This is a genomic window from Acinetobacter sp. NIPH 2100 (genome assembly GCF_000369805.1).
GTDB lineage: Bacteria > Pseudomonadota > Gammaproteobacteria > Pseudomonadales > Moraxellaceae > Acinetobacter.
This window is the reverse complement of the sequence record NZ_KB850224.1, coordinates 38780-58965: the sequence shown is the minus strand read 5'-3', so window position 1 is coordinate 58965 and position 20186 is coordinate 38780. Positions and strand designations below refer to the sequence as shown.

Below are 20186 nucleotides of genomic sequence, written 5' to 3'. Positions count from 1 at the left end.
AAACCCTTGTTTTATCGAGTGTTCTTTTTTTACACACCAACATGTTTAACAAAGCAGCAATATTGCCGTAAGCATATAAAATTAAAGCAGAAATATTTTATACATATTTCTGCTTTGCTTTTTACTTAGTGCTTTTTATCTGTACACTGATAATTTTAATCGGCTGTTTTGGTACATTTTGATGCATCCCAAAGTTAGCTGTCGGTACTTTTACAATTTTATCGACAATATCCATTCCTTTCGTCACCTTACCAAAAACGGCATAGCCTGCATCCATCGGTGATTTATTTAAAAAGTTATTATCTGCGACATTAATAAAGAATTGGCTACTTGCAGAGTTTGGATCTTGGGTCCGTGCCATTGCTAAAGTACCACGGGTATTTTTCAAACCATTATTGGCTTCATTCACAATCGGTGCTTTGGTTGTCTTCTCAACCATATTTGCATCGAGACCACCGCCTTGAACCATAAAACCAGGAATCACACGGTGGAAAATGGTACCTGTATAGAAGTTACTTTTTACATAGCTTTCAAAATTCTTTGCAGACACAGGTGCTTTATCATCAAAAAGTTCGATTTCGATATTCCCCATACTGGTTTTCATATCAATCATGGTATTTGCAAATAAATGGCTGCTTGCCAAAATTAAACTGGTTGCCATGAACAACTTTTTCATCATTGCTTTTCTCGACTTGAACATAGATTTGTTGTGAAAGTTCATCTTAGTTTTGCAAATCCAATTTTGCTATTTCTATTTGTTATCTTTGATAAAGAAAACCGATGTTTCACGTGAAACATCGGTTCAAGGATTTTGTTAGCCCGTCATTAACTATGTTTATCCCAGAACTTTCTAAAGTTCTTGGCCATTTCAATGGTATTGCGTTTGGCCTTACTTGAGACAGGCGTTAGGTTAATAAAGCCATGTGTTTGGTCTGGATAATCAACATATTGGACTTTGACCCCATTCTGTCTCAGCTTATGACTATAAATCGCCCCTTCATCATGCAGTAAGTCATGTCCCGCAGTAATGACATAAGCAGGTGCTAATTTTCTAAGACTTCCATAGGTCGGTGAGATCAATGGATCATCGAGCGCAACATTATGCTGTGCTGCATAATAGTCTGTCACGTAATCCACATCTTTACTGGTCAGCACCAAACCCTCTCCATATGCATAGAAAGATGGATGGCGGCTTTTAAAATCAACCGCTGGGTAAATCAATAGTTGTGCTTGCGGTGCGTAAGCTTTCCCCACGGAGTGCTGCGCAACCACCGTACTAATATTGCCACCAGCACTGTCACCAGCGACAGCAATACGATTCTTATAAATTTTCAATTGACGGCGATTTTGATATACCCATGCCAACGCATCTTCACAAGTTTTTATCAATAGCTGTGGTGATGCTTCGGGTGCAAGTGGATAGTCAATACTGAGTACTTGTACTTTTGCATACTTGGCAATTAAGCGGCACGCTTCATCATGTGTATCCAAACCACCAACGACAAAGCCACCACCATGATAGAACACGATGATCGGCAGTTTTTTATTGGGTGCTGGATGATAGTGTCTGGCAAACACTGTTCCGCTTTGTAGAGGCAGACGGATATCTTCAACCGATGCAACTGAAGTTGGTTTATTGATAATTGCCAACATTTGCGCATCAAACTGACGGCGAGACTCAATCGGATCATCACCAATAAAACCAATCCGGCCTTGTTTAATTTGCACAGCCATCAGACATTTGGTAAATGAATCTAAATCTGGATACTGGTGCGGATAAGCTAAAATCTTAGCCAAAGATTCTTGTACGATTTTGGGGAGCTTATCGAGTGCTCGTGCAGCAGGACCTTGTCCTTTATCTAAAATCGTCTGAATTTTTTGAGGTAATGCTGTCACTTTTGTCCCCTTCTTCGCTCTATCCATAATTCTTGTTGCCTTCGACTATATGCTTTTATAAAGTCTTAGATCAAGTTCAAGATTTTAAATTATGTCGTACGCTAAAGGGCTCTTATTAAAAAGTCATTAACCATTGTGCTTATTACCACCTACTTTTTATGTCAATTCAATCGTGTTTTAAGCTTCGATTTTCCAAACAATAAAACCAGAGCCAAGGTCTTGGCTCTGGTTTTATATCACTTTTAAAGTGTCAATTTGATGAATTCAGTCGCTGTGCAAATATGTATAGCAGTACATAAATCGATTGAAATTAAAGTTGGCATCTCATTTCCAATCTCATGCTCGCAGACTTAATCAAAAATTATTGCGCAGAACCGCCTGCTGAACCAGATACAGAACCTGAAACGTCAGCAGAAGCACCACCTGGTTGAACATCTACCGATGTACCTGCTTGCACGCCAACACCACCTTGTACACCTGATGGGCTTGCACTTGTTGTTTGAGCTGAACCAGAAGCATCCAACCCACCTTGAGTTGAGCAACCCACAGCTGTTAATGCAACACCAGATACAACCATAGAGATCAATGCTAACTTTTTCATTGTGTATTTCCTTTCATTATGACAAAAAGCAAAGTTGTCTTTGCGTTGCCTATAATTCACAATTTTTTTCTTGGACGTGATGCGTATTAGTTGCAGTTTGTTAAGCAAACAGCATTGTTTTGCAATTTTTCTTAAATCAACTACGTTCAGGTTTCACACATTTTTGACGCGCTGCGAAATAGCTAAGGTGTTATGACTCAAGTGATTTCATCTTTATCTAGTCAATTAAAACGCCTTTATCTTATTTTTTTATAATTCATAGAAACACTGCACAATCTGCTTAAAAGATTACAATCAGATAGTTTTGATTAAAAATAAATGTAGTGCACATAAAAAAACCGTGATTTTTCATCACGGTTTCTTGTAAAACACTAGTCTAGACTTAAGGCCATTGCATTTCGCCTTTAACAACTTTGGCACCCAGTTCCAAACTGCTCGACTCGCCTAAAGCTGGATATTGTTTTTGCATTGTTTTGATTAATTCAGCCGAGTTTTTTGTTACTCTAACCGCTTTTTCATACTGCTTTAAATAGTCGATTGAAAAGTTAACTGCATCCAGACCTTCAGCAGCGCCTGCTTTCATATGCGCAGGGACAACAACCTTCGGATTCAAGGCTTTAATGCTTTCTAACGTTTGGACAACTTCAGCACGATCTTTTGCTGTAGGGGTATCCGCAGTCCAAAGATGAATGCCTGATGACACTGGAATACCACCAACAACCGCTTTGGCACTCGGAATCCACAAGTAAGTAAGTTCTTTCTTACCCTTAATTTCGATGTTTTCATTTTCAAGCTTTAACGTTTTTGCGGTGTAGGCTTGAGGAACAATAATTTGACTCGGTGCATTCGCACCCATTTTCGGTCCCCAGTACGCCACTTTCAGTGCTTGAGTATCCTGAATATGTTTCACTGTTTCAGGCGTCGCAATAATTTGCACATTTGGGAAGTATTGTTTAAATACATCTAAACCAAAATAGAAATCTGGGTCGCCATAGCTGACAAAAATAGTTTTTAATGTTTTACCACTGTCTAAAATATCAGCAGCGATACGCAATGCTTCTGATTTAGAAAATTGAGCATTCACCAATAATACTTCTTTATCACCTTCGATCAAGGTTGAAGTCACACCGAAGTGCTCAGGTTGAGCTAGAAAGTTTTGGATTTTTAAATCTTGTGCAAAAGCAGCAGATGTTGCTGCCAAAGTTGATAAAGCAATAATATAAGGTTTAGTGTTCATCTTATCGTCTCCAATTTGATAAGGAACACTTTAAATTGCAATTATTGCTGAAGAAACACACTAAACTAAGATAAAATGTTGCATATCTTGCAACAATGATAATAAACATGGATACCTTAAAAGCCATTCAAGTCTTTGTTTGTATTGCGAACCAAGGCAACCTCAGCAAAGCTGCAGAACATTTGGATTATTCTAAAGCAATGGTGTCTCGCTATTTAGACCACCTCGAACAAACCTTTTCGACCCGACTGTTTCAACGTAATACCCGTAAAGTGTCGCTCACCCCAGCAGGTGAGAAAGCGCTAGTCTATTGTGAAAATATTTTACAGCAGCAACAGCTATTAGAAGGTTTGGCCGCACCCGAACAACATAACGGGACAATTCGTTTTACTTGTGGTTTGTTTTTATTTCAGCTCGGTGTCAATGAATGTATTAAACAATTTAAAAAGCGCTATCCACAGATTCATTTTGATGTGTACCTCACAGAGAATACCGTTGATTTAATGGATGCACATGTCGATTTGGCTTTGCGTATTACTCAGAAAGTTGCAGATGGATTAATTGCTCGACCTGTCTGTCAAATCGAATCAACCTTTTGTGCACATCCTCACTATTTACAAGACCACACTCCCCTATTACATCCCAGTCAACTCATTCAACATGAATGCATTGCCCATCACACACATAACCAATACTGGACCTTGTTTGATACAGATCAGCAACCCCAGAACTATCCATTAAATGTTACGTTTAAAAGCAATGATGTGATCGCGCTTTATCAGATGTGCCTTAAAGCACAAGGTATTGCGATGTTGCCAACGTTGCTGGTGCGTAAAGATATCGCTCAACAACGTTTGCAACAGGTGTTTACTGATTTTTCAGCACCTGATCTGACCTTATCGTTGGTTTATGCATCCAGACAACATTTACCGAAAATAACCCAAGAATTTATTGCTTTTGTGATTGAAAACTTAAATTTTTACTTAAATCAGCAAAATTAAAAGATTTAAATCGACCTGAACGCTTGAATTTTGTCGCGTTGCCCATACTTCATCCCTATCTATGAATGACCAAGATGTGGCAGTTCGGGTTTAACCCTATGAGCATTAACGCCAGAAGGACTGTACATGTTTAAGAACTTTTTTCAACGGAGATCGTCAATGGCTAATGAGCACAATGAGCAAGCTCAAGACATTCAAAATGAGCAACAAACTGAACAAACTCAAGCTGAAGGTGTAGAGCAGGCAAACGAGCTTAGCGTTGAAGATTTACAAGCTCAAATCACTAAACTCGAAGAAAGCTTAAAACTCGAAAAAGCACGTACAGCCAATGCTGTTTATGAGGCACAAAAAAGTGTTGAACGTATTCAACGTGAATCTGAAAAGCATAAAGAGACTGTGCTGGAAAAATTTGCGAAAGAATTATTGGATTCTGTCGATAATCTAGAACGTGCAATTCAAGCCGCGGGTGAAGAACAGACCCCTGTCCTTGAAGGGATTAAGCTCACTTTGAAATCGCTACTCACCACACTAGAAAAATTTGGTGTCGTCGAAGCAGATACCCAAAATGGTTTCAATGCGGATTTACACCAAGCTGTGGGAATCGACCCGAATGCCAAAGCCAATCAAATTGGCACTGTTTTACAGAAAGGCTATACCTTAAATGGTCGTTTACTTCGCCCAGCGATGGTCATGGTCGGTCAATAAGGTAAAAATTTGAGAGTTTTTTGATTTTTTTTCACAAAAATGCTTGAAAAAAACCGATTAACTCTCATATCGAATAACAAGCAAAACATTGCAACAAAATTTTAGAGGAACACAATCAATGGCAAAAATTATTGGTATTGACTTAGGTACTACCAACTCATGTGTTGCTGTACTTGAAGGCGATAAAGTAAAAGTAATCGAAAATGCAGAAGGTACGCGTACAACTCCATCGATCATTGCCTATAAAGATGGCGAGATCCTTGTTGGTCAAAGCGCGAAACGCCAAGCGGTAACTAACCCGAAAAATACATTATTCGCAATCAAGCGTTTAATCGGTCGTCGTTATGAAGATCAAGCGGTACAAAAAGACATCGGTCTTGTACCTTACAAAATCATCAAAGCAGACAATGGCGATGCTTGGGTTGAAGTAAACGATAAAAAATTAGCACCGCAACAGATCTCTGCTGAAATCTTGAAAAAGATGAAGAAAACTGCAGAAGACTATTTAGGTGAAACAGTCACTGAAGCAGTGATTACTGTTCCTGCTTACTTTAACGATGCACAACGTCAAGCGACTAAAGATGCAGGTAAAATTGCAGGTCTTGATGTTAAACGTATCATTAACGAACCAACTGCTGCGGCACTTGCGTTCGGTATGGACAAAAAAGAAGGCGATCGTAAAATCGCGGTTTACGACTTAGGTGGTGGTACTTTTGACGTATCAATCATTGAAATCGCTGACCTTGATGGCGACCAACAAATCGAAGTGTTATCAACCAATGGTGATACGTTCCTTGGTGGTGAAGACTTTGATAACGCATTAATTGAATTCTTGGTTGAAGAATTCAAGAAAGAACAAAGTGTGAACTTGAAAAATGATCCACTTGCGTTACAGCGTTTAAAAGAAGCAGCTGAGAAAGCGAAAATCGAGCTTTCTTCATCGAATGCAACTGAAATCAACCTTCCATACATCACGGCTGATGCGACTGGTCCTAAACACTTAGTGATCAACGTAACACGTGCAAAACTTGAAGGGTTAGTTGCCGATTTAGTTGCTCGTACCATTGAGCCTTGCCGCATTGCGCTTAAAGATGCAGGTCTTTCAACTTCTGAGATTTCTGACGTGATCTTGGTCGGTGGTCAGTCTCGTATGCCGCTTGTACAGCAAAAAGTACAAGAATTCTTTGGTAAAGAGCCACGTAAAGACGTGAACCCTGACGAAGCTGTTGCGATTGGTGCTGCGATTCAAGGTGCAGTATTGTCTGGTGACAAAACTGACGTACTTTTATTAGACGTAACACCGTTAACTTTAGGTATCGAAACAATGGGCGGCGTATTGACTCCGATCATTGAGAAAAACACTACGATTCCTGCGAAGAAATCACAAGTGTTCTCTACAGCTGCTGATAACCAGCCTGCAGTAGACATTTCGGTTTACCAAGGTGAACGTAAAATGGCTCAACAAAATAAATTGTTGGGTAACTTCCAGTTAGGCGATATCCCACCTGCTCCACGTGGCGTACCGCAAATTGAAGTATCGTTCGACATCAACGCTGATGGTATCTTAAAAGTATCGGCTAAAGATAAGAGTACTGGTAAAGAGCAATCAATCCAGATTAAAGCAAACTCAGGTTTGTCTGATGCTGAAATCGAAGCGATGATCAAAGATGCTGAAGCAAATGCTGAAGAAGACCGTAAGTTTGAAGAGTTAGCAAAAGCACGTAACGAAGCAGATGCACTTGTTTCTAGCTCGACGAAAGCAGTAAAAGATCTTGGTGACAAAGTGACTGAAGATGAAAAAACTGCGATCACAACTGCGGTTTCTGAGCTTGAAGCAGCAACTAAAGAAAATGATGTTGAAGACATCAAAGCGAAAACTGAAGCTTTACAAAACATCTTGATGCCTATTACACAACGTGCTTATGAACAAGCACAAGGTGCAGCTGGCGGCGCAGAAGGTTTTGATCCAAATGCATTCCAAGGTGGCGATGCAGGTCAACAACAAAAAGCGGACGATGGCGTTGTAGATGCTGAGTTCACAGAAGTAAAAGATGACAAAAAATAATTTGTCTCTTTAAAAAAAGACCGCGCGCAAGCGCGGTTTTTTTTGCTTAAAACTTATTTATAAAAAGTGGCTATCAGATAAATTTAGATTGTTCAAAATACAGTTCGCCCAAAATTGGCATAAACAAAGGTATCACCCCACACGCTTTAATTTCTTCAATAAACTGAGGAATATTCACACCTGGCAATAACTGCGCTGGCGCATCAATTGGCGTGACCATGCTATCCCAATGACAGGGAATAATGTATTTCGGTTTCAATAGTCGCACCACATCTTTGACGTAGTTTGGACGATATTTGCGTCCGATTGCACATAAACACACAATATCAGCTTGTTTGCCCTGCAATTCCTGTTCAATAAAATCAGCAGAATCGATGTGAACAACACGAAGCTGTCCTGTATCAATCCACCAATTCAGCACCAACCCATGCCGTAATTGATGAAATTTCGGTGGAAAAGGTGGCGGTGTGGTCATATCCCCTGGTAACGGCACTCGTCCAAATAAAGCCTTACCATGGATTGAAGGTAAACCAACCACTTGCCATTTCCCACACTCGATCACCTCCCTTCCCTGTGTGACTCGCATCTGTTGCTCTGGTAAAGCTGCAGAACGGGCATACATCAAGCTGGCTTCAGAGCCAATGAGACGAGCCCCTGTTTGTTTACACACTTCTGGTGCATCCAGAATATGATCATAATGCGCATGCCCGATTAATACCTCATCCGCATCTGGAATATAACGTTTGACCAATGCTGGATCACTACATAAAGGTTGAGTAAAGGTTTGCCAGAAATTTGGGCGACTAATAAAAGGATCGAGTACTAATGTTCGGTTGGCATCAGACAAGATAAATCCTGCGGTCCCCAAATATTTAATTTTTAAATTTTCAGTTTTTGCCGCCGCTGGTGAATTAGCCGTCCACGCAGTTTCAGGTGCTTTAAGTAGATATTTCAGCATGCATGTTCCTTTGCATTTTCTTTTAATTGTCAGAATGAATGGTTCCGTCCTCAATATGGCAGCTATATGAATCAATCACAAGCAGAAGCCCAAAACCGAGCTTGATTGCAGTCAGTACATCAAGATTGCTTTGATACACATAAATTTATTTTCTGTATAATCCAAAACACTAAAAGAAAGATACCTAGATAGAAGATGAAAACAGATCCTGTCATAACCAAAACCAAATTTAGATTCATCCTTATTTTTTCGCTGCTGTGTATTTTTATCAGTGCAATATTTGATGCTTATGATGAAACATCTATCATGGTTAATGAATTATTAGCAACGGAACCACAAAACTGGGAGGTAATCATCTCAGGTCTCCTGGCGATTGGTCTCTTGATTGTATTGATTGGTTTGCTTTTATTCAAAGACTGGGCCAGAAAGGTCTATGTGTATAGTTTTTTCCCTCTGTTACTCTTTTATCTGTTACCGAGTTATTCTTGGACCTTCATCTCAGGTTTAAGTGCTATTTTTTATGAGTTAGGCAATATTCTCTCTACACTCATCTGGGGTGTTTTAGTTGTGCCTAGCCTCTATCAACCTTTATTTGAAAAAAATGCTGAATGAGACTCGCCCTAATTATTGCATTGGTGCTATTTCTATTCTGGTCGGGTTATCAAACCCGCCAACACCCTCAACTTAAATTTAACTCACTCACCGACCGTATCAGCAACCCCTTTGATACTCGTCTACGTTATCGTATTGCCGAAGTTGACCCGCGCTTTAAACTCAGCATTGAGCAAGTCAAAGTAATCAGCCAGCAAGCAACGCAAATCTGGAAAGATGGCACAGGGCAAGATTATTTTGTCTATGACCCGAATGCTCAGCTTGCAATCCACTTGATCTATGATGAACGCCAACAAGAAAGTGAACAACGTCGCGAACACCTCAGTCAACTTCAATCCAATCAACAACACTGGCTAGAGAAAAAACAAAAACTTGATCAAATTGAACAGGAAATTATTCGTAGTAAGCAATTTCTCGATTTAAAACAACAACAGCTTAACCAACAGATTCAACACTACAATCAAGAACAACACAATGCGCAGCAGAATCGAGCCTCGATTGCCAATCCAGAGTATTTTCAGCAACGACAACAGGTCTTAGCGCAAAACGTACAGTTATTACAGCAAGAAATTAATCAATATAATCAAACAATCGTGGATTTAAATCAGCAGATTGATGAGCTCAATGCTTTGGATCAACAACTAAATGCTTCGGTGAGTCAATATAAGCAACGCTTTAAACCCCATTTATTCCATAAAGGTTTGTTTAATGGCAAACAGATTTTAATTTATGAGTTTGAATCTGAAGATGATCTACGTTTAACACTCGCCCATGAATTAGGCCATGCATTGGACATACAGCATACTGATGATCCTCAGGCACTGATGCACCCGATCATGAAAGATCAAAATACAGCGCATTTCCGTTTAACCCAGTCCGATCGTGATTTATTGTTGGGAAGATAATCGCTACAGAACATTGCAGTCCAATCAGGCTCCAAAACAATAAAAACTGATGGACTAGAAATGTCACATATCAACATTTTTTTATCTAAAAGTAGAAAACTTTACCATTTTATATAATATTTACAAAAGTTAACAAACAGAGGGTTTTTAAGTTTTATTTCCGAGAATTTTTCCGTTTTCTACGGTGATCAATTTAATAGCTTGATATTTTTCAAATTACGATCAAAAAACACACCAATCCTTATTTTTATCATTCTGCAAATCATTCGATTCATTTTTTTATTTTTTGGAAAAAAGTCACATTTTTTACTTTTATTTATTAACCAGATAGCATTTTGACGCTCACAAAATAATGATGAAAAATAAGTCTTTATTTGGGGAGATTTACAATGCGAGCTCATTATCTAGTAGCCTTAATGGCTTGTATCAGTATGATAACGCCTCAACTGAGCAATGCCCAAACCAATACCAACCCTATTGATGTGCATCAGCATCAAACGATTAAAAAAACCTTACGCTACCGTATCGCTGACATCGATTCCCGTTTCAATCTCAGTCAACAGCAAGTCCTCGAATTAACCCAACAAGCCGCTAAACTTTGGGAGCAAGAAACAGGACAACAAAATTTTATTTATGACCCACAAGCTGAATTTACCATTAATCTGGTCTTTGATGAGCGCCAACAACGCAGTGCTGATCGTATACAAAGCTTAGATCAACTCAAACAACAACAAAAACAATGGGAAAATCAAAATCAACAACTACAACAAGTAAAAAATGAAATTCAAAAAACCACTGCATCAATTGCCAGCAAACAAGCGCTATTGAACGCGCAATTCCAGCAATATAACGCGGAAGTACTTCGTTTCAATCAAACACGTTCGACATCTAAAGATCTGGCTCAACAATTTTCACAAAGACAAAAAATGTTGGAACAACAATCTTTAGTGCTACAGCGCGAAGTTCAGGAACATAATCAACGGACACAGCAACTCAACCAAAGCATCCAAAACTTAAACCAAAGCAATCAACAACTGGTTGCATCGGCAAGCCAATTTAATCAGGTGTTTCAGCCACATTTACTGCATAAAGGTCATTTCAATGGCAAGCAGATTCTGATTTATGAATTTTCATCTGCAAATGATCTACGCTTAACACTGGCACATGAGTTTGGACATGCACTCGGTCTAGAGCATACCAACGACCCTCGCTCACTGATGTACCCTGTGATCCAAAAACAAAACTTCCAGCAATTTGCACTGACCGATTCTGATAAAGATTTGGTAAAAGCCATTTATTGATAACAACAACGGATTTTTGTTTACAAGAATTAACACTGACTAGACTCTAAGTATAGTTTTTGTACAAACAGATAATTTTTTTATGTGAAATAGAATGTATTTTTTATCTCTAAGAAAAATTGATTTTTTAAGTTACCCGATTAAAATTTTAGTGATTCAGTCCATTCACAATAAAAAATAAATCGTTGTTCTCATTTTAATTTTAGATCATTTAATAAACAAATCTCTTTTATTTATCATGATTTTTCACGAGTATTTCTACAAATGTATTTTTATTCATTTTCCAGAAATATCGTAAAAACTCATAAGAAACTCTACAGGCCATCAATTTGACTAATGTTTTTAATTGAATAAAATGTGACCTCTTTCATGTTTTATCTCCAATTATGCGTCTTTTGTCTCTCCTGTTGGCTGCATGTTTTACCTTGCTAGCCCCTGCTCCCGTTTTTGCTAAAATTTCTTCGACTCCATCGGTACAGTCGCAAGTTCGCTATAGCACAGAACAACCTCTGCGTTATCGTATTGCTGAGCTTGACCCACGCTTGAATATCGATCAACAACAAATGATTGAGCTCAGTAAACAGGCTGCTGCAATTTGGGAAAAAAACACGGGACAAAAATATTTCATTTATGATCCAGAAGCAGACTTTGCAATTAATTTGGTTTTTGACCAACGTCAAATTCGGAGTATGAAACGCGCAGAAAGCTTAGGTCAACTTGAGCAGGAGCAACAAAATTGGCTCAACCGAAATGAGAAATTGCAGCAGATCAATGCAGAATTGACTGAAAGCAATGCTCAGCTTGAGCTACAAAAGCAAGCCTATGAAACTCATCTTCAGCAATATCAGCAAGGCTTAGCCCAATATCAGGCGGACAACACTAATAAAGCACTATTCTCTGTTTTACATAAACAGCAACAACAGTTGCAACAACAAGCCTTAAAGCTGCAAGCAAAAATTGCTGAATACAATAAAAAAGTTCAGCAAAATCAGTTAAAAGCTGAAAAATCAAAGCAGATTCATCAACAACTCACAGCATCTGTTGATGAGTTTAATCAGACCTTCAAGCCAGAAGTGCTACACAAAGGTCAATTTGATGGAAAACAGATTTTTATTTATGAGTTTTCTTCAATCGATGACTTACGCTTAACATTGGCACATGAATTTGGGCATGCACTCGGTCTCAAGCATACTCGTGACCCAAAGTCTTTAATGTATCCGCGCATTAAAGAACAAGATGCCAAAAACTTTCAACTTACAGAAACTGATCTTAAGTTACTTGGTTTGGCAGATTAAAAGCTGATCAATAGATTATCCTCAGTGGATATAAGATGATGTGCTAAGCAATAACAAGAATGGGTCGATTGTTTTGATTTATTCATGCTATTGTGGTGTTAAAACATCATCTTAGGCTTAACGGAGATCAGCATGAGTTATTATCATATCTTAATTGAAGTGAACGACCACATCAGTACGATTGAACAGACTCGTGATATCGAACTCTTAAATATTCAAGACATTAGCCCCTACTTACACTCGATTTTAATTCCTTATTTCAATGAGCAAGAAGTCGAACTTGAAGATGAAAATGTGGCTTATAACGAGATTCTACATTTAGAAGTTAAACAGACATTATTGCCAATCGAACATTTGATTGAAGAAGAACAAAAACAATTACCAAGTGATACTGATGTCACCATCACAGCGTATGAAATCTTTAATGATCGTGATTTAAGCCAAGATGTCACTGCGGTAATTTTTGATATTTTAGAAGCAGTTAAATTAGACGCTGCACCCTAAACATAGAAATAAAAAAGGTCTGCACTGCGCAGACCTTTTTTATTTTATCTGATACAGATTTATTGCATCATTTGCTTCGCCTGCTCCTGACGGAAAGCACGTAAAATCTGCTGCCCCGCACGTCCTGTTGGATTTAAGCCTAAACGGGTTTGCTCTTGGCGAATGGCCTGACGACTTTTATCACCAATCAATCCATCAACCGCACCAATATCATAGCCACGTTGCGCTAAAAACTGTTGAATTTCACGACGTTCTGCACGCGATGTACCCGCATCATCGGTTGGCCAAGCGGTTAAAAATGGCGTGCCACCACGTAAACGATCTGATAAATGTGCAATGGCTAAACCATAACTTTCGGCCGCGTTATAACTATAAATCGCATCAAAGTTTTTAAAGACCAAGAACACTGGACCGTTGGCACCTGCTGGAGAGATCAGTCCTGCTGGCGTGCTGCCTGATAAATTACCTTGGATTAAGGCTGTACCATCCGCGCGGGTGACTCCTTGCGCAATCCAGCTATTCAGTGCTTTTTTATTGCGGCGACTTTCACCAGAGATCGACATACCTGATGGGATTTTGACTTCAAAGCCCCATGGCATACCCGTTTGCCACCCTGCTTTCTTTAAGAAATTTGCTGTCGAAGCCAAGGCATCAGTGGTACTTGAAACCAAATCTCGACGACCATCGCCATCGAAATCCACCGCTAAACGTTCATAGGTCGATGGCATAAACTGGGTATGACCAAAAGCGCCTGCCCATGAACCGTACAGCTGATCTTGAGTTAAATCACCACGTTGTAAAATACGCATGGTGGCAAAAAACTCACCACGGAAATAGCTTTGACGGCGACCTTCACAACTTAAAGTCCCTAAAGCCTGTAATAAAGGATATTTACCGGAAATATCACCATAATTACTTTCGACGCCCCACACGGCAACCACTGTTTCTGCAGGTACACCATAGGCCTGCTCAACTCGGTTCAAGACGGCACGATGTTGATTTAATTTTTGCTGTCCAGCTTGCACACGTTCGTTATCCACAAGGCCAGACAAATAATCCCAGATTGGGGTCGAAAATTCAGGCTGATAATTTAATTTATCAATCACAGAATAATCAGGCGTTAAATTTTGCGTATAACGATCATAAGTTGCTCCAGAAACACCTGAAGCAATCGCTTGCGAACGCAAATTGGCAATACAGCCCTGAAAATTGGAATTTGGCGTATAATTACTGCTTACAGGTGCTGTCGTCGTTGGTGTCGAAACTGCTGCACCATTAATGACTAGCTCGGCATGCGCATGATTAAAAAAAGTAAATAAGGCAGTGCCTAGAAAAAAAGAAAAATGACGTTTCATGACTGAACCAAAAATTTTGAATTTAAATTTCCTCTCCACCTTAACATGCTCTATCAAGATGTATAGTTTGGAAACGTAACTTTGAATTCATTTCTCGGTTTTTAAATTTAAAACCTTACTTTTAAATTCATAATTCAGGCTTTATTTTAAATTTAAAAGTTATCAACAAGCCTTATTTAAATTCAAAAACCACAATACCAGCTCACATAACGGTTTTGAATTTAAAAATTTGATTCACTTTTAAATTCATTTCTTCCAATAAAATAGTGATTGATTCAATCAGAACATCAACAAGACGATAAACTTATATTTTTTATATCATTATTTCAGAGAAAATAGATATCCACAGCCCCATCATTTAAACTTAAAAGCCCACCATCGCCTTATTTTTAAATTTAAAACAGGCTCTCTATTTTGAATTTAAAAAACAGTGTCACTTATCCACCCGCATTTAAATTCAAACACGCATCATTATTTTAAATTCAAAATTACACAACCAAGTTATCCACAACAGATTAATTCCTGTTTTTTAAATTTAAAAAAGAATATGCAATAAAAAAAGCGATCCGAAGACCGCTTTTTTAGCTATTGTGGATAAGTTTAGAGCTTCATATCCGCTGTTAATGCCAATGGCACAGGTAAAATCTGAGCCAATTGGCGGCATAAACTGGTTAAATCATCTGAATTATTCGGCATCAATGTAATATGTCCTAGCTTACGACCTGTACGCTCAGACTTATTATAGAGATGTAGATGCGCACCATTCAGTGCCAAAACATCCTCAGACTTTGGATGCTGACCAATAATATTGATCATCACCGTTGGACGAATCACTTCAGTTGAGCCTAAAGGTAAACCAGCAACAGCACGAATATGGTTCTCAAATTGCGAACAAATCGCACCTTCAATCGACCAGTGTCCTGAATTATGGACACGACATGCCATTTCATTGGCATAGAGGCCTTGTTCAGTCACAAACAGTTCAAGCGTGAGTACGCCCACATAATTTAAGTGATTCAACAAACGGGTAATATAGTCTTGTGCAACAGGCTGTAAATCAACACTATTTGGCGCAGGCACAATTGAATGTGACAAGATGCCATGATGATGATGGTTTTCTGCCAATGCCCAAGTTCTTACATCACCATTCTGTCCACGTACCGCAATAATCGAGACTTCACGGCTGAATTTGACAAAACTTTCTGCAATCAAGCTTTTTGCAGGACCGAGCTCAGCCCAAGCCGTGTCGATTTGATCTTCCGTACGTAACACGAACTGACCTTTGCCATCATAGCCACCTGTTACGGTTTTTAAGACAATAGGTAAGCCAAGATCAGTAACAGCCTGTTTTAAGCTCTCTAAGCTATCCACAGCGCGATACGGCGCAACAGGAATGTTTAACTCATCAAACAAACTTTTCTCAGCCAAGCGGTTTTGTGCAGTCGCTAACGCGAGGCGAGGAGGGTGTAAGGTTTTGCTTTGGGTTAAAACATCCACATCCGCAACAGGTGTATTTTCGAATTCAAGACTAAATACATCTGCGCTGGCAATGAAATCCTGTAAACCCTGTGCCGCTTGGCTCGAGAAAACAGGGCCTAGAATCGCAGCAGGGCAATCCGTTTCCGCTTCAAAGAAGGTGCATTGAATATTAAGTGGTAATGCTGCCTGCGCCATCATGCGACCAAGCTGTCCACCACCAAAAATGCCAATGGTTTTATTCATATCTATAACTCTTTTGCTCGGGCAAAGCCTTAAAACAACATTCTTACTCGTCTTCTTGCGGAGCTTATGCTCCTCAGGGCAAAGCCTTAAAGCAATGCTTTAAGTTTGCTTATCCTCTTACTCGGACAAAGTCCTTGTCTTGCATTCGGGCAAAGCGTTGCTTTGCTTATCCTCATTCATGGCCAGGAATGTTATTACTCGATACTTTTTCTGTTTGTGCAGTACGGAAGTCAGCCACATTTTTAGCGATGTCTGGACGGGTTAAACCTAAAATCTGTGCTGCCAAAATTGCAGCATTGGTCGCACCAGCCTGACCAATCGCCAAAGTACCCACTGCAATACCTGCCGGCATTTGCACAATCGAAAGCAATGAATCAACACCATTCAAAATCGATGATTTAACCGGTACACCTAATACTGGTAAATCAGTTTTAGCCGCACACATGCCTGGTAAATGTGCAGCACCGCCAGCACCCGCAATAATCACTTGGATACCACGATCACGTGCTGTTTCAGCATATTCAAATAAACGATCTGGCGTACGGTGCGCAGAAACCACTTCAGCTTCAAAAGGAACACCCAATTGTTTGAGCATGTTAGCGGTATGTTCAAGTGTTGCCCAATCTGATTGAGAACCCATGATAATTCCGACTAAAGGTTGGCTATCTGTTGCGACCGCATTCATTGGCTTTTCCAAAACATGATAAAATAGACAAGTATCTCGACTTACGCCAAGCACGAGGGAATAAATTGGCAAATATTATAGCCTTTTTTTCAGGCATCCCCAACAAAAGAACGCGTCAACTGATCTATGAAAAATTAGCTCTGATTTCGAAATACAAAATAGACACAGCCCATTAAACAAAACATTGCCCAGATATAGTCGAGCTTAAAAGGCTGTTTAAAGACAAAAATCATAAAGGGCACAAACACCATTAATGTCACGACTTCTTGGGTAATTTTCATTTCACCCAGACTCCAACCATGCTGGTTGAGTAACTTTGTGGCGGGAATCATGAAACTGTATTCCAACAAGGCAATACACCAGCTAAATAAGATCGCTTGCCAGATCGGCGCATCATGTAGAATTTTCAGATGCCCATACCATGCCAAGGTCATAAAACAGTTGGAAATAATCAACAAACATAACGCTAAAAGAGTAGGGCTTAACATAATGTGCTTTTATCCAAATAAAGGTTGAACAGCAAAGATGAAATGCTTGTAAAAACGCTGAAATTTTAGCATTCATCTGTGCAATTAGAACTAAACAATAACAACGAATTTTGACTATCTTTTCCATGCAAGCCTTGCTATCGTTGCGTTTGATTTTTATTGATAACGACAATCATACATACGATACCGTGCTGTATGACAAGCAGTGGAGAAGGCGCGTTATGCATCTGCATATTTTGGGTATTTGTGGCACATTTATGGGGTCTTTGGCTCTGTTAGCACGAGATTTAGGACATAAAGTCACAGGTTCAGATGCCAATGTTTATCCACCGATGTCAACTCAACTGGAAAATGCAGGTATTGAATTGATGCAGGGCTATGACCGTAGCCATTTACAACCGCATCCTGATCTTGTGATCGTCGGCAATGCCATGAAACGTGGCATTGATGCAATTGAATACATGCTGAATGAAGGCCTGCCTTATATATCTGGTCCACAATTCTTGGCAGACCATGTGCTCCAAGGTAAACATGTGCTCGGTGTCGCAGGCACTCATGGTAAAACCACCACCACCACCATGTTGGCTTGGGTACTAGATCAAGCAGGTTTAAATCCGGGTTTCTTGATCGGCGGCGTACCATTGGGTTTTAGCGAAAGCGCACGTTTAGGTGGTGGTAAATATTTCTGTGTCGAAGCAGATGAATATGATTCTGCATTCTTTGATAAACGTTCTAAGTTCGTTCATTATCATCCTAAAACCGCGATTTTAAACAACCTCGAATTTGATCACGCCGATATTTTTGATGATCTTGCTGCAATTCAAAAACAGTTCCACCATTTAGTGCGCACCATTCCAAGTGAAGGTCGTATTATTGCGCCAATTACTGAAACCAATATTGATGAAGTATTGGAGCAGGGCTGTTGGACACCTGTGATTCGTACCAGTCTAGAGCCAAATGAGCAAGTTGCTTTATCTGCTGAGTTAATCAGTGCTGATGGTAGTCACTTTAAAGTACTTGAGCACGGCAAAGTGGTCGGTGAAGTGAAATGGAATATGACAGGGCAGCACAGCGTTGCCAATGCTTTAGCGACCATTGCTGCTGCACAGCACGTGGGTGTTAGCCTTGAACAGGCTTGTGAAGCATTATCCAACTTCGGTGGGGTAAAACGTCGTATGGAGCTATTAGGCACGGTTCGTGGTATCGAAGTCTATGATGACTTTGCCCATCACCCAACTGCAATTGAAACGACACTAGACGGCGCACGTAAACGTTTAGGTGAACGTAAACTTTGGGCGATCATTGAACCCCGCTCAAATACCATGCGTATGGGCAGCCATAAAGATGGTTTAGCGCATTCAGCTCGTTTAGCGGATGAAGTGATTTGGTATCAGCCAGAAGGTCTAGATTGGGATTTACAACCCATCATTGCAGCGTCATCAAATAAGGCAGAAGTCAGTCGTTCTTTAAATGACATCATTACCCGTGTGGTGAATGAAGCAGGTGAGGGGGATGCTGTGGTGATCATGTCCAATGGCGGTTTTGGTGGTTTACACCAAAAGTTGATTACAGCGTTGTCGTAATTAAAGTCAACACTTTCTTTAACTTATTGAAAAACTATTGTCTTAACGGAGTCTTGCAAGTTCTTATCTAATTTCTGGATCAGCCTGCGGCTCGCCCTACTTTTCTTTCGGGAAAAGTAGGCAAAACCTGAGGGACGAATAGCAAAGATTAATAATCTTTGCCGTACCGTAAGGTGAAAGCTATGCTTGAGCAACAAACTACGCACTTTGTTTGTCTTACGCTAACTCAAAGCTTTAAACGCTTTAGTTAGCTCAGGTTGTGGATGACGTTTACGCGTATCATCTTTCTTGTCGAACTCAGATTAAATTAATTTCTTGCTGATATTTACTATTGTGACGGCGGCATGGATGCCGCCCGTTGGACTGTGGTATAGGGATATACCATCAGTCCAACAAAAGATTTTTGTTACTTTTCATCTTTGAAAAGTAAGGAAACGCCTATACCCAAACAACTCGACTATTCAGCCTATATGAGGCTGTGAAATCTTGCCGAATAGAGATATTTTCCATCCATTTTTAAATTGCAATCAACTCAATTTATTCACCCATTTTAACGGCAAAATCTTCATTGCAATCCCCATTGGCAACCACGGCCACTGCGGCACATAGGCTTTTACAGGCTCTCTCTCAATTGCTTTGACCAAGGCCTTGCTTCCCGTCTTCTCATCAACTTCAAAAGGTAGTTTCTTGGCACCTTCATTCAGTTCAGTGCGAATATAACCAGGGAAAATCGTCGAGACTTTAATTGGTGTGCCCAACAACTCCGCACGAATGCCCTCTGCCAAATGCGCTACCGCTGCTTTGCTGGCGGCATAAGTCGATAAATGCTTTGGTAAACCACGCATCGCACTCATGGATGAAATCACCACCAAATGCCCTTTGTTTTGCGCTCTAAAGATTTCAACTGCCGCTTCACACTGCGCCAAGGCAGAAATAAAATTGGTTTCTGCCGTAGCACGATTCACTTCAAAATGACCTTTACCAATACGGCGACCATCACCCACACCTGCATTTACAATAATTCGGTCAATGCTGCCGAATTCTTGCTGAAAGGCTTTAAACACAGTAAACACATCATCGTAATGGGTCACATCAAGGATCTTAATCTTGACCTGAATTGAGAACTGGCTTTGCAACTGCTGTTGTAACGCTTCTAGGCGCTCTAAACGTCGTGCGCAAAGCGCCAGATTGTAGCCTTTGGCTGCAAATTCACGCGCCATACCTGCGCCTAAACCCGAACTTGCACCTGTAATTAAAATCGTTTTTGCCATGC

At 39.9% G+C, this 20186-nt stretch carries 19 protein-coding genes; 9 read left to right on the top strand and 10 right to left on the bottom strand.

What is annotated here, in order from left to right:
- Window positions 1-121: 121 nt before the first annotated feature.
- From F887_RS17605 to F887_RS17620, 4 genes are all read right to left on the bottom strand, one after another.
- A complete protein-coding gene (locus F887_RS17605) occupies window positions 122-676 on the bottom strand; it encodes a peptidylprolyl isomerase (protein WP_212749627.1) in 555 nt (184 codons plus the stop codon).
- Between the two features lie 149 nt (window positions 677-825).
- Window positions 826-1896 carry an alpha/beta hydrolase gene (locus tag F887_RS17610; RefSeq protein WP_212749621.1) on the bottom strand — a complete coding sequence of 357 codons (1071 nt, stop codon included), beginning with the start codon at window positions 1894-1896 and terminating at the stop codon, window positions 826-828.
- A gap of 361 nt (window positions 1897-2257) precedes the next feature.
- Complete coding sequence (locus F887_RS17615) at window positions 2258-2497, bottom strand: hypothetical protein (RefSeq protein ID WP_005186334.1); 240 nt, start codon at window positions 2495-2497, stop codon at window positions 2258-2260.
- A 382-nt stretch (window positions 2498-2879) separates the two neighbouring features.
- Window positions 2880-3734 carry an MBL fold metallo-hydrolase gene (locus F887_RS17620; protein WP_005290698.1) on the bottom strand — a complete coding sequence of 285 codons (855 nt, stop codon included), beginning with the start codon at window positions 3732-3734 and terminating at the stop codon, window positions 2880-2882.
- A 107-nt stretch (window positions 3735-3841) separates the two neighbouring features.
- Between F887_RS17620 and F887_RS17625 the strand changes: the two genes are divergently transcribed.
- The 3 genes from F887_RS17625 (at window position 3842) to dnaK (ending at window position 7505) form a co-directional block, all read left to right on the top strand.
- On the top strand, window positions 3842-4735 hold the full coding sequence (locus F887_RS17625; protein WP_005290695.1) for a LysR family transcriptional regulator: 894 nt from the start codon (window positions 3842-3844) through the stop codon (window positions 4733-4735).
- Window positions 4736-4894: 159 nt separating this feature from the next.
- Window positions 4895-5440: a nucleotide exchange factor GrpE gene (grpE, locus tag F887_RS17630; protein ID WP_005186322.1), complete on the top strand. Its 546-nt coding sequence runs from the start codon at window positions 4895-4897 to the stop codon at window positions 5438-5440.
- 118 nt (window positions 5441-5558) lie between these two features.
- Entirely contained in the window at window positions 5559-7505 is a 1947-nt protein-coding gene (dnaK, locus tag F887_RS17635) for a molecular chaperone DnaK (RefSeq protein ID WP_005290692.1), read from the top strand.
- Window positions 7506-7578: 73 nt separating this feature from the next.
- Here dnaK and F887_RS17640 read toward each other — a convergent pair whose 3' ends face one another.
- Window positions 7579-8463, bottom strand: a complete 885-nt coding sequence (locus tag F887_RS17640) for an MBL fold metallo-hydrolase (RefSeq protein WP_005290689.1) — start codon at window positions 8461-8463, stop codon at window positions 7579-7581.
- 195 nt (window positions 8464-8658) lie between these two features.
- Between F887_RS17640 and F887_RS17645 the strand changes: the two genes are divergently transcribed.
- The 5 genes from F887_RS17645 (at window position 8659) to F887_RS17665 (ending at window position 13080) form a co-directional block, all read left to right on the top strand.
- Window positions 8659-9075 (top strand): hypothetical protein, encoded by a 417-nt coding sequence (locus F887_RS17645; protein ID WP_005290687.1) that lies wholly within the window; start codon window positions 8659-8661, stop codon window positions 9073-9075.
- Window positions 9072-9980: a matrixin family metalloprotease gene (locus F887_RS17650; protein WP_005290684.1), complete on the top strand. Its 909-nt coding sequence runs from the start codon at window positions 9072-9074 to the stop codon at window positions 9978-9980. The genes F887_RS17645 and F887_RS17650 overlap by 4 nt, the downstream gene beginning before the upstream one ends.
- A 389-nt stretch (window positions 9981-10369) precedes the next feature.
- Entirely contained in the window at window positions 10370-11281 is a 912-nt protein-coding gene (locus tag F887_RS17655) for a matrixin family metalloprotease (RefSeq protein ID WP_005290681.1), read from the top strand.
- Window positions 11282-11667: 386 nt separating this feature from the next.
- On the top strand, window positions 11668-12576 hold the full coding sequence (locus F887_RS17660; protein ID WP_005290678.1) for a matrixin family metalloprotease: 909 nt from the start codon (window positions 11668-11670) through the stop codon (window positions 12574-12576).
- Window positions 12577-12708: 132 nt separating this feature from the next.
- Window positions 12709-13080, top strand: coding sequence for a hypothetical protein (locus tag F887_RS17665; protein ID WP_005290675.1), 372 nt, complete (start codon window positions 12709-12711; stop codon window positions 13078-13080).
- Window positions 13081-13139: 59 nt separating this feature from the next.
- On the opposite strand, the gene F887_RS17670 is transcribed toward F887_RS17665, so the two are convergent.
- The 4 genes from F887_RS17670 to F887_RS17685 form a co-directional block, all read right to left on the bottom strand.
- Window positions 13140-14435, bottom strand: a complete 1296-nt coding sequence (locus F887_RS17670; RefSeq protein ID WP_005290672.1) for a lytic murein transglycosylase — start codon at window positions 14433-14435, stop codon at window positions 13140-13142.
- Window positions 14436-15035: 600 nt separating this feature from the next.
- Window positions 15036-16163, bottom strand: a complete 1128-nt coding sequence (locus F887_RS17675) for a 5-(carboxyamino)imidazole ribonucleotide synthase (protein WP_265596640.1) — start codon at window positions 16161-16163, stop codon at window positions 15036-15038.
- A gap of 166 nt (window positions 16164-16329) precedes the next feature.
- Complete coding sequence (purE, locus tag F887_RS17680) at window positions 16330-16842, bottom strand: 5-(carboxyamino)imidazole ribonucleotide mutase (RefSeq protein ID WP_005290665.1); 513 nt, start codon at window positions 16840-16842, stop codon at window positions 16330-16332.
- 134 nt (window positions 16843-16976) lie between these two features.
- On the bottom strand, window positions 16977-17330 hold the full coding sequence (locus F887_RS17685; protein WP_005290663.1) for a DMT family protein: 354 nt from the start codon (window positions 17328-17330) through the stop codon (window positions 16977-16979).
- Between the two features lie 221 nt (window positions 17331-17551).
- Here F887_RS17685 and mpl point away from each other — a divergent pair, with 221 nt between their 5' ends.
- On the top strand, window positions 17552-18913 hold the full coding sequence (gene mpl / locus F887_RS17690; RefSeq protein ID WP_005290660.1) for a UDP-N-acetylmuramate:L-alanyl-gamma-D-glutamyl-meso-diaminopimelate ligase: 1362 nt from the start codon (window positions 17552-17554) through the stop codon (window positions 18911-18913).
- Window positions 18914-19440: 527 nt separating this feature from the next.
- On the opposite strand, the gene F887_RS17695 is transcribed toward mpl, so the two are convergent.
- A complete protein-coding gene (locus F887_RS17695) occupies window positions 19441-20184 on the bottom strand; it encodes an SDR family oxidoreductase (protein ID WP_005290656.1) in 744 nt (247 codons plus the stop codon).
- Window positions 20185-20186 lie beyond the last annotated feature (2 nt).

Coding starts and splice junctions, on each gene's coding strand:
- F887_RS17605 (WP_212749627.1), bottom strand. CDS start 676: ATGAAAAAGTTGTTCATGGCAACCAGTTTAATTTTGGCAAGCAGCCAT.
- F887_RS17615 (WP_005186334.1), bottom strand. CDS start 2,497: ATGAAAAAGTTAGCATTGATCTCTATGGTTGTATCTGGTGTTGCATTA.
- F887_RS17620 (WP_005290698.1), bottom strand. CDS start 3,734: ATGAACACTAAACCTTATATTATTGCTTTATCAACTTTGGCAGCAACA.
- F887_RS17625 (WP_005290695.1), top strand. CDS start 3,842: ATGGATACCTTAAAAGCCATTCAAGTCTTTGTTTGTATTGCGAACCAA.
- grpE (WP_005186322.1), top strand. CDS start 4,895: ATGGCTAATGAGCACAATGAGCAAGCTCAAGACATTCAAAATGAGCAA.
- dnaK (WP_005290692.1), top strand. CDS start 5,559: ATGGCAAAAATTATTGGTATTGACTTAGGTACTACCAACTCATGTGTT.
- F887_RS17640 (WP_005290689.1), bottom strand. CDS start 8,463: ATGCTGAAATATCTACTTAAAGCACCTGAAACTGCGTGGACGGCTAAT.
- F887_RS17645 (WP_005290687.1), top strand. CDS start 8,659: ATGAAAACAGATCCTGTCATAACCAAAACCAAATTTAGATTCATCCTT.
- F887_RS17650 (WP_005290684.1), top strand. CDS start 9,072: ATGAGACTCGCCCTAATTATTGCATTGGTGCTATTTCTATTCTGGTCG.
- F887_RS17655 (WP_005290681.1), top strand. CDS start 10,370: ATGCGAGCTCATTATCTAGTAGCCTTAATGGCTTGTATCAGTATGATA.
- F887_RS17660 (WP_005290678.1), top strand. CDS start 11,668: ATGCGTCTTTTGTCTCTCCTGTTGGCTGCATGTTTTACCTTGCTAGCC.
- F887_RS17665 (WP_005290675.1), top strand. CDS start 12,709: ATGAGTTATTATCATATCTTAATTGAAGTGAACGACCACATCAGTACG.
- F887_RS17670 (WP_005290672.1), bottom strand. CDS start 14,435: ATGAAACGTCATTTTTCTTTTTTTCTAGGCACTGCCTTATTTACTTTT.
- purE (WP_005290665.1), bottom strand. CDS start 16,842: ATGAATGCGGTCGCAACAGATAGCCAACCTTTAGTCGGAATTATCATG.
- F887_RS17685 (WP_005290663.1), bottom strand. CDS start 17,330: ATGTTAAGCCCTACTCTTTTAGCGTTATGTTTGTTGATTATTTCCAAC.
- mpl (WP_005290660.1), top strand. CDS start 17,552: ATGCATCTGCATATTTTGGGTATTTGTGGCACATTTATGGGGTCTTTG.
- F887_RS17695 (WP_005290656.1), bottom strand. CDS start 20,184: ATGGCAAAAACGATTTTAATTACAGGTGCAAGTTCGGGTTTAGGCGCA.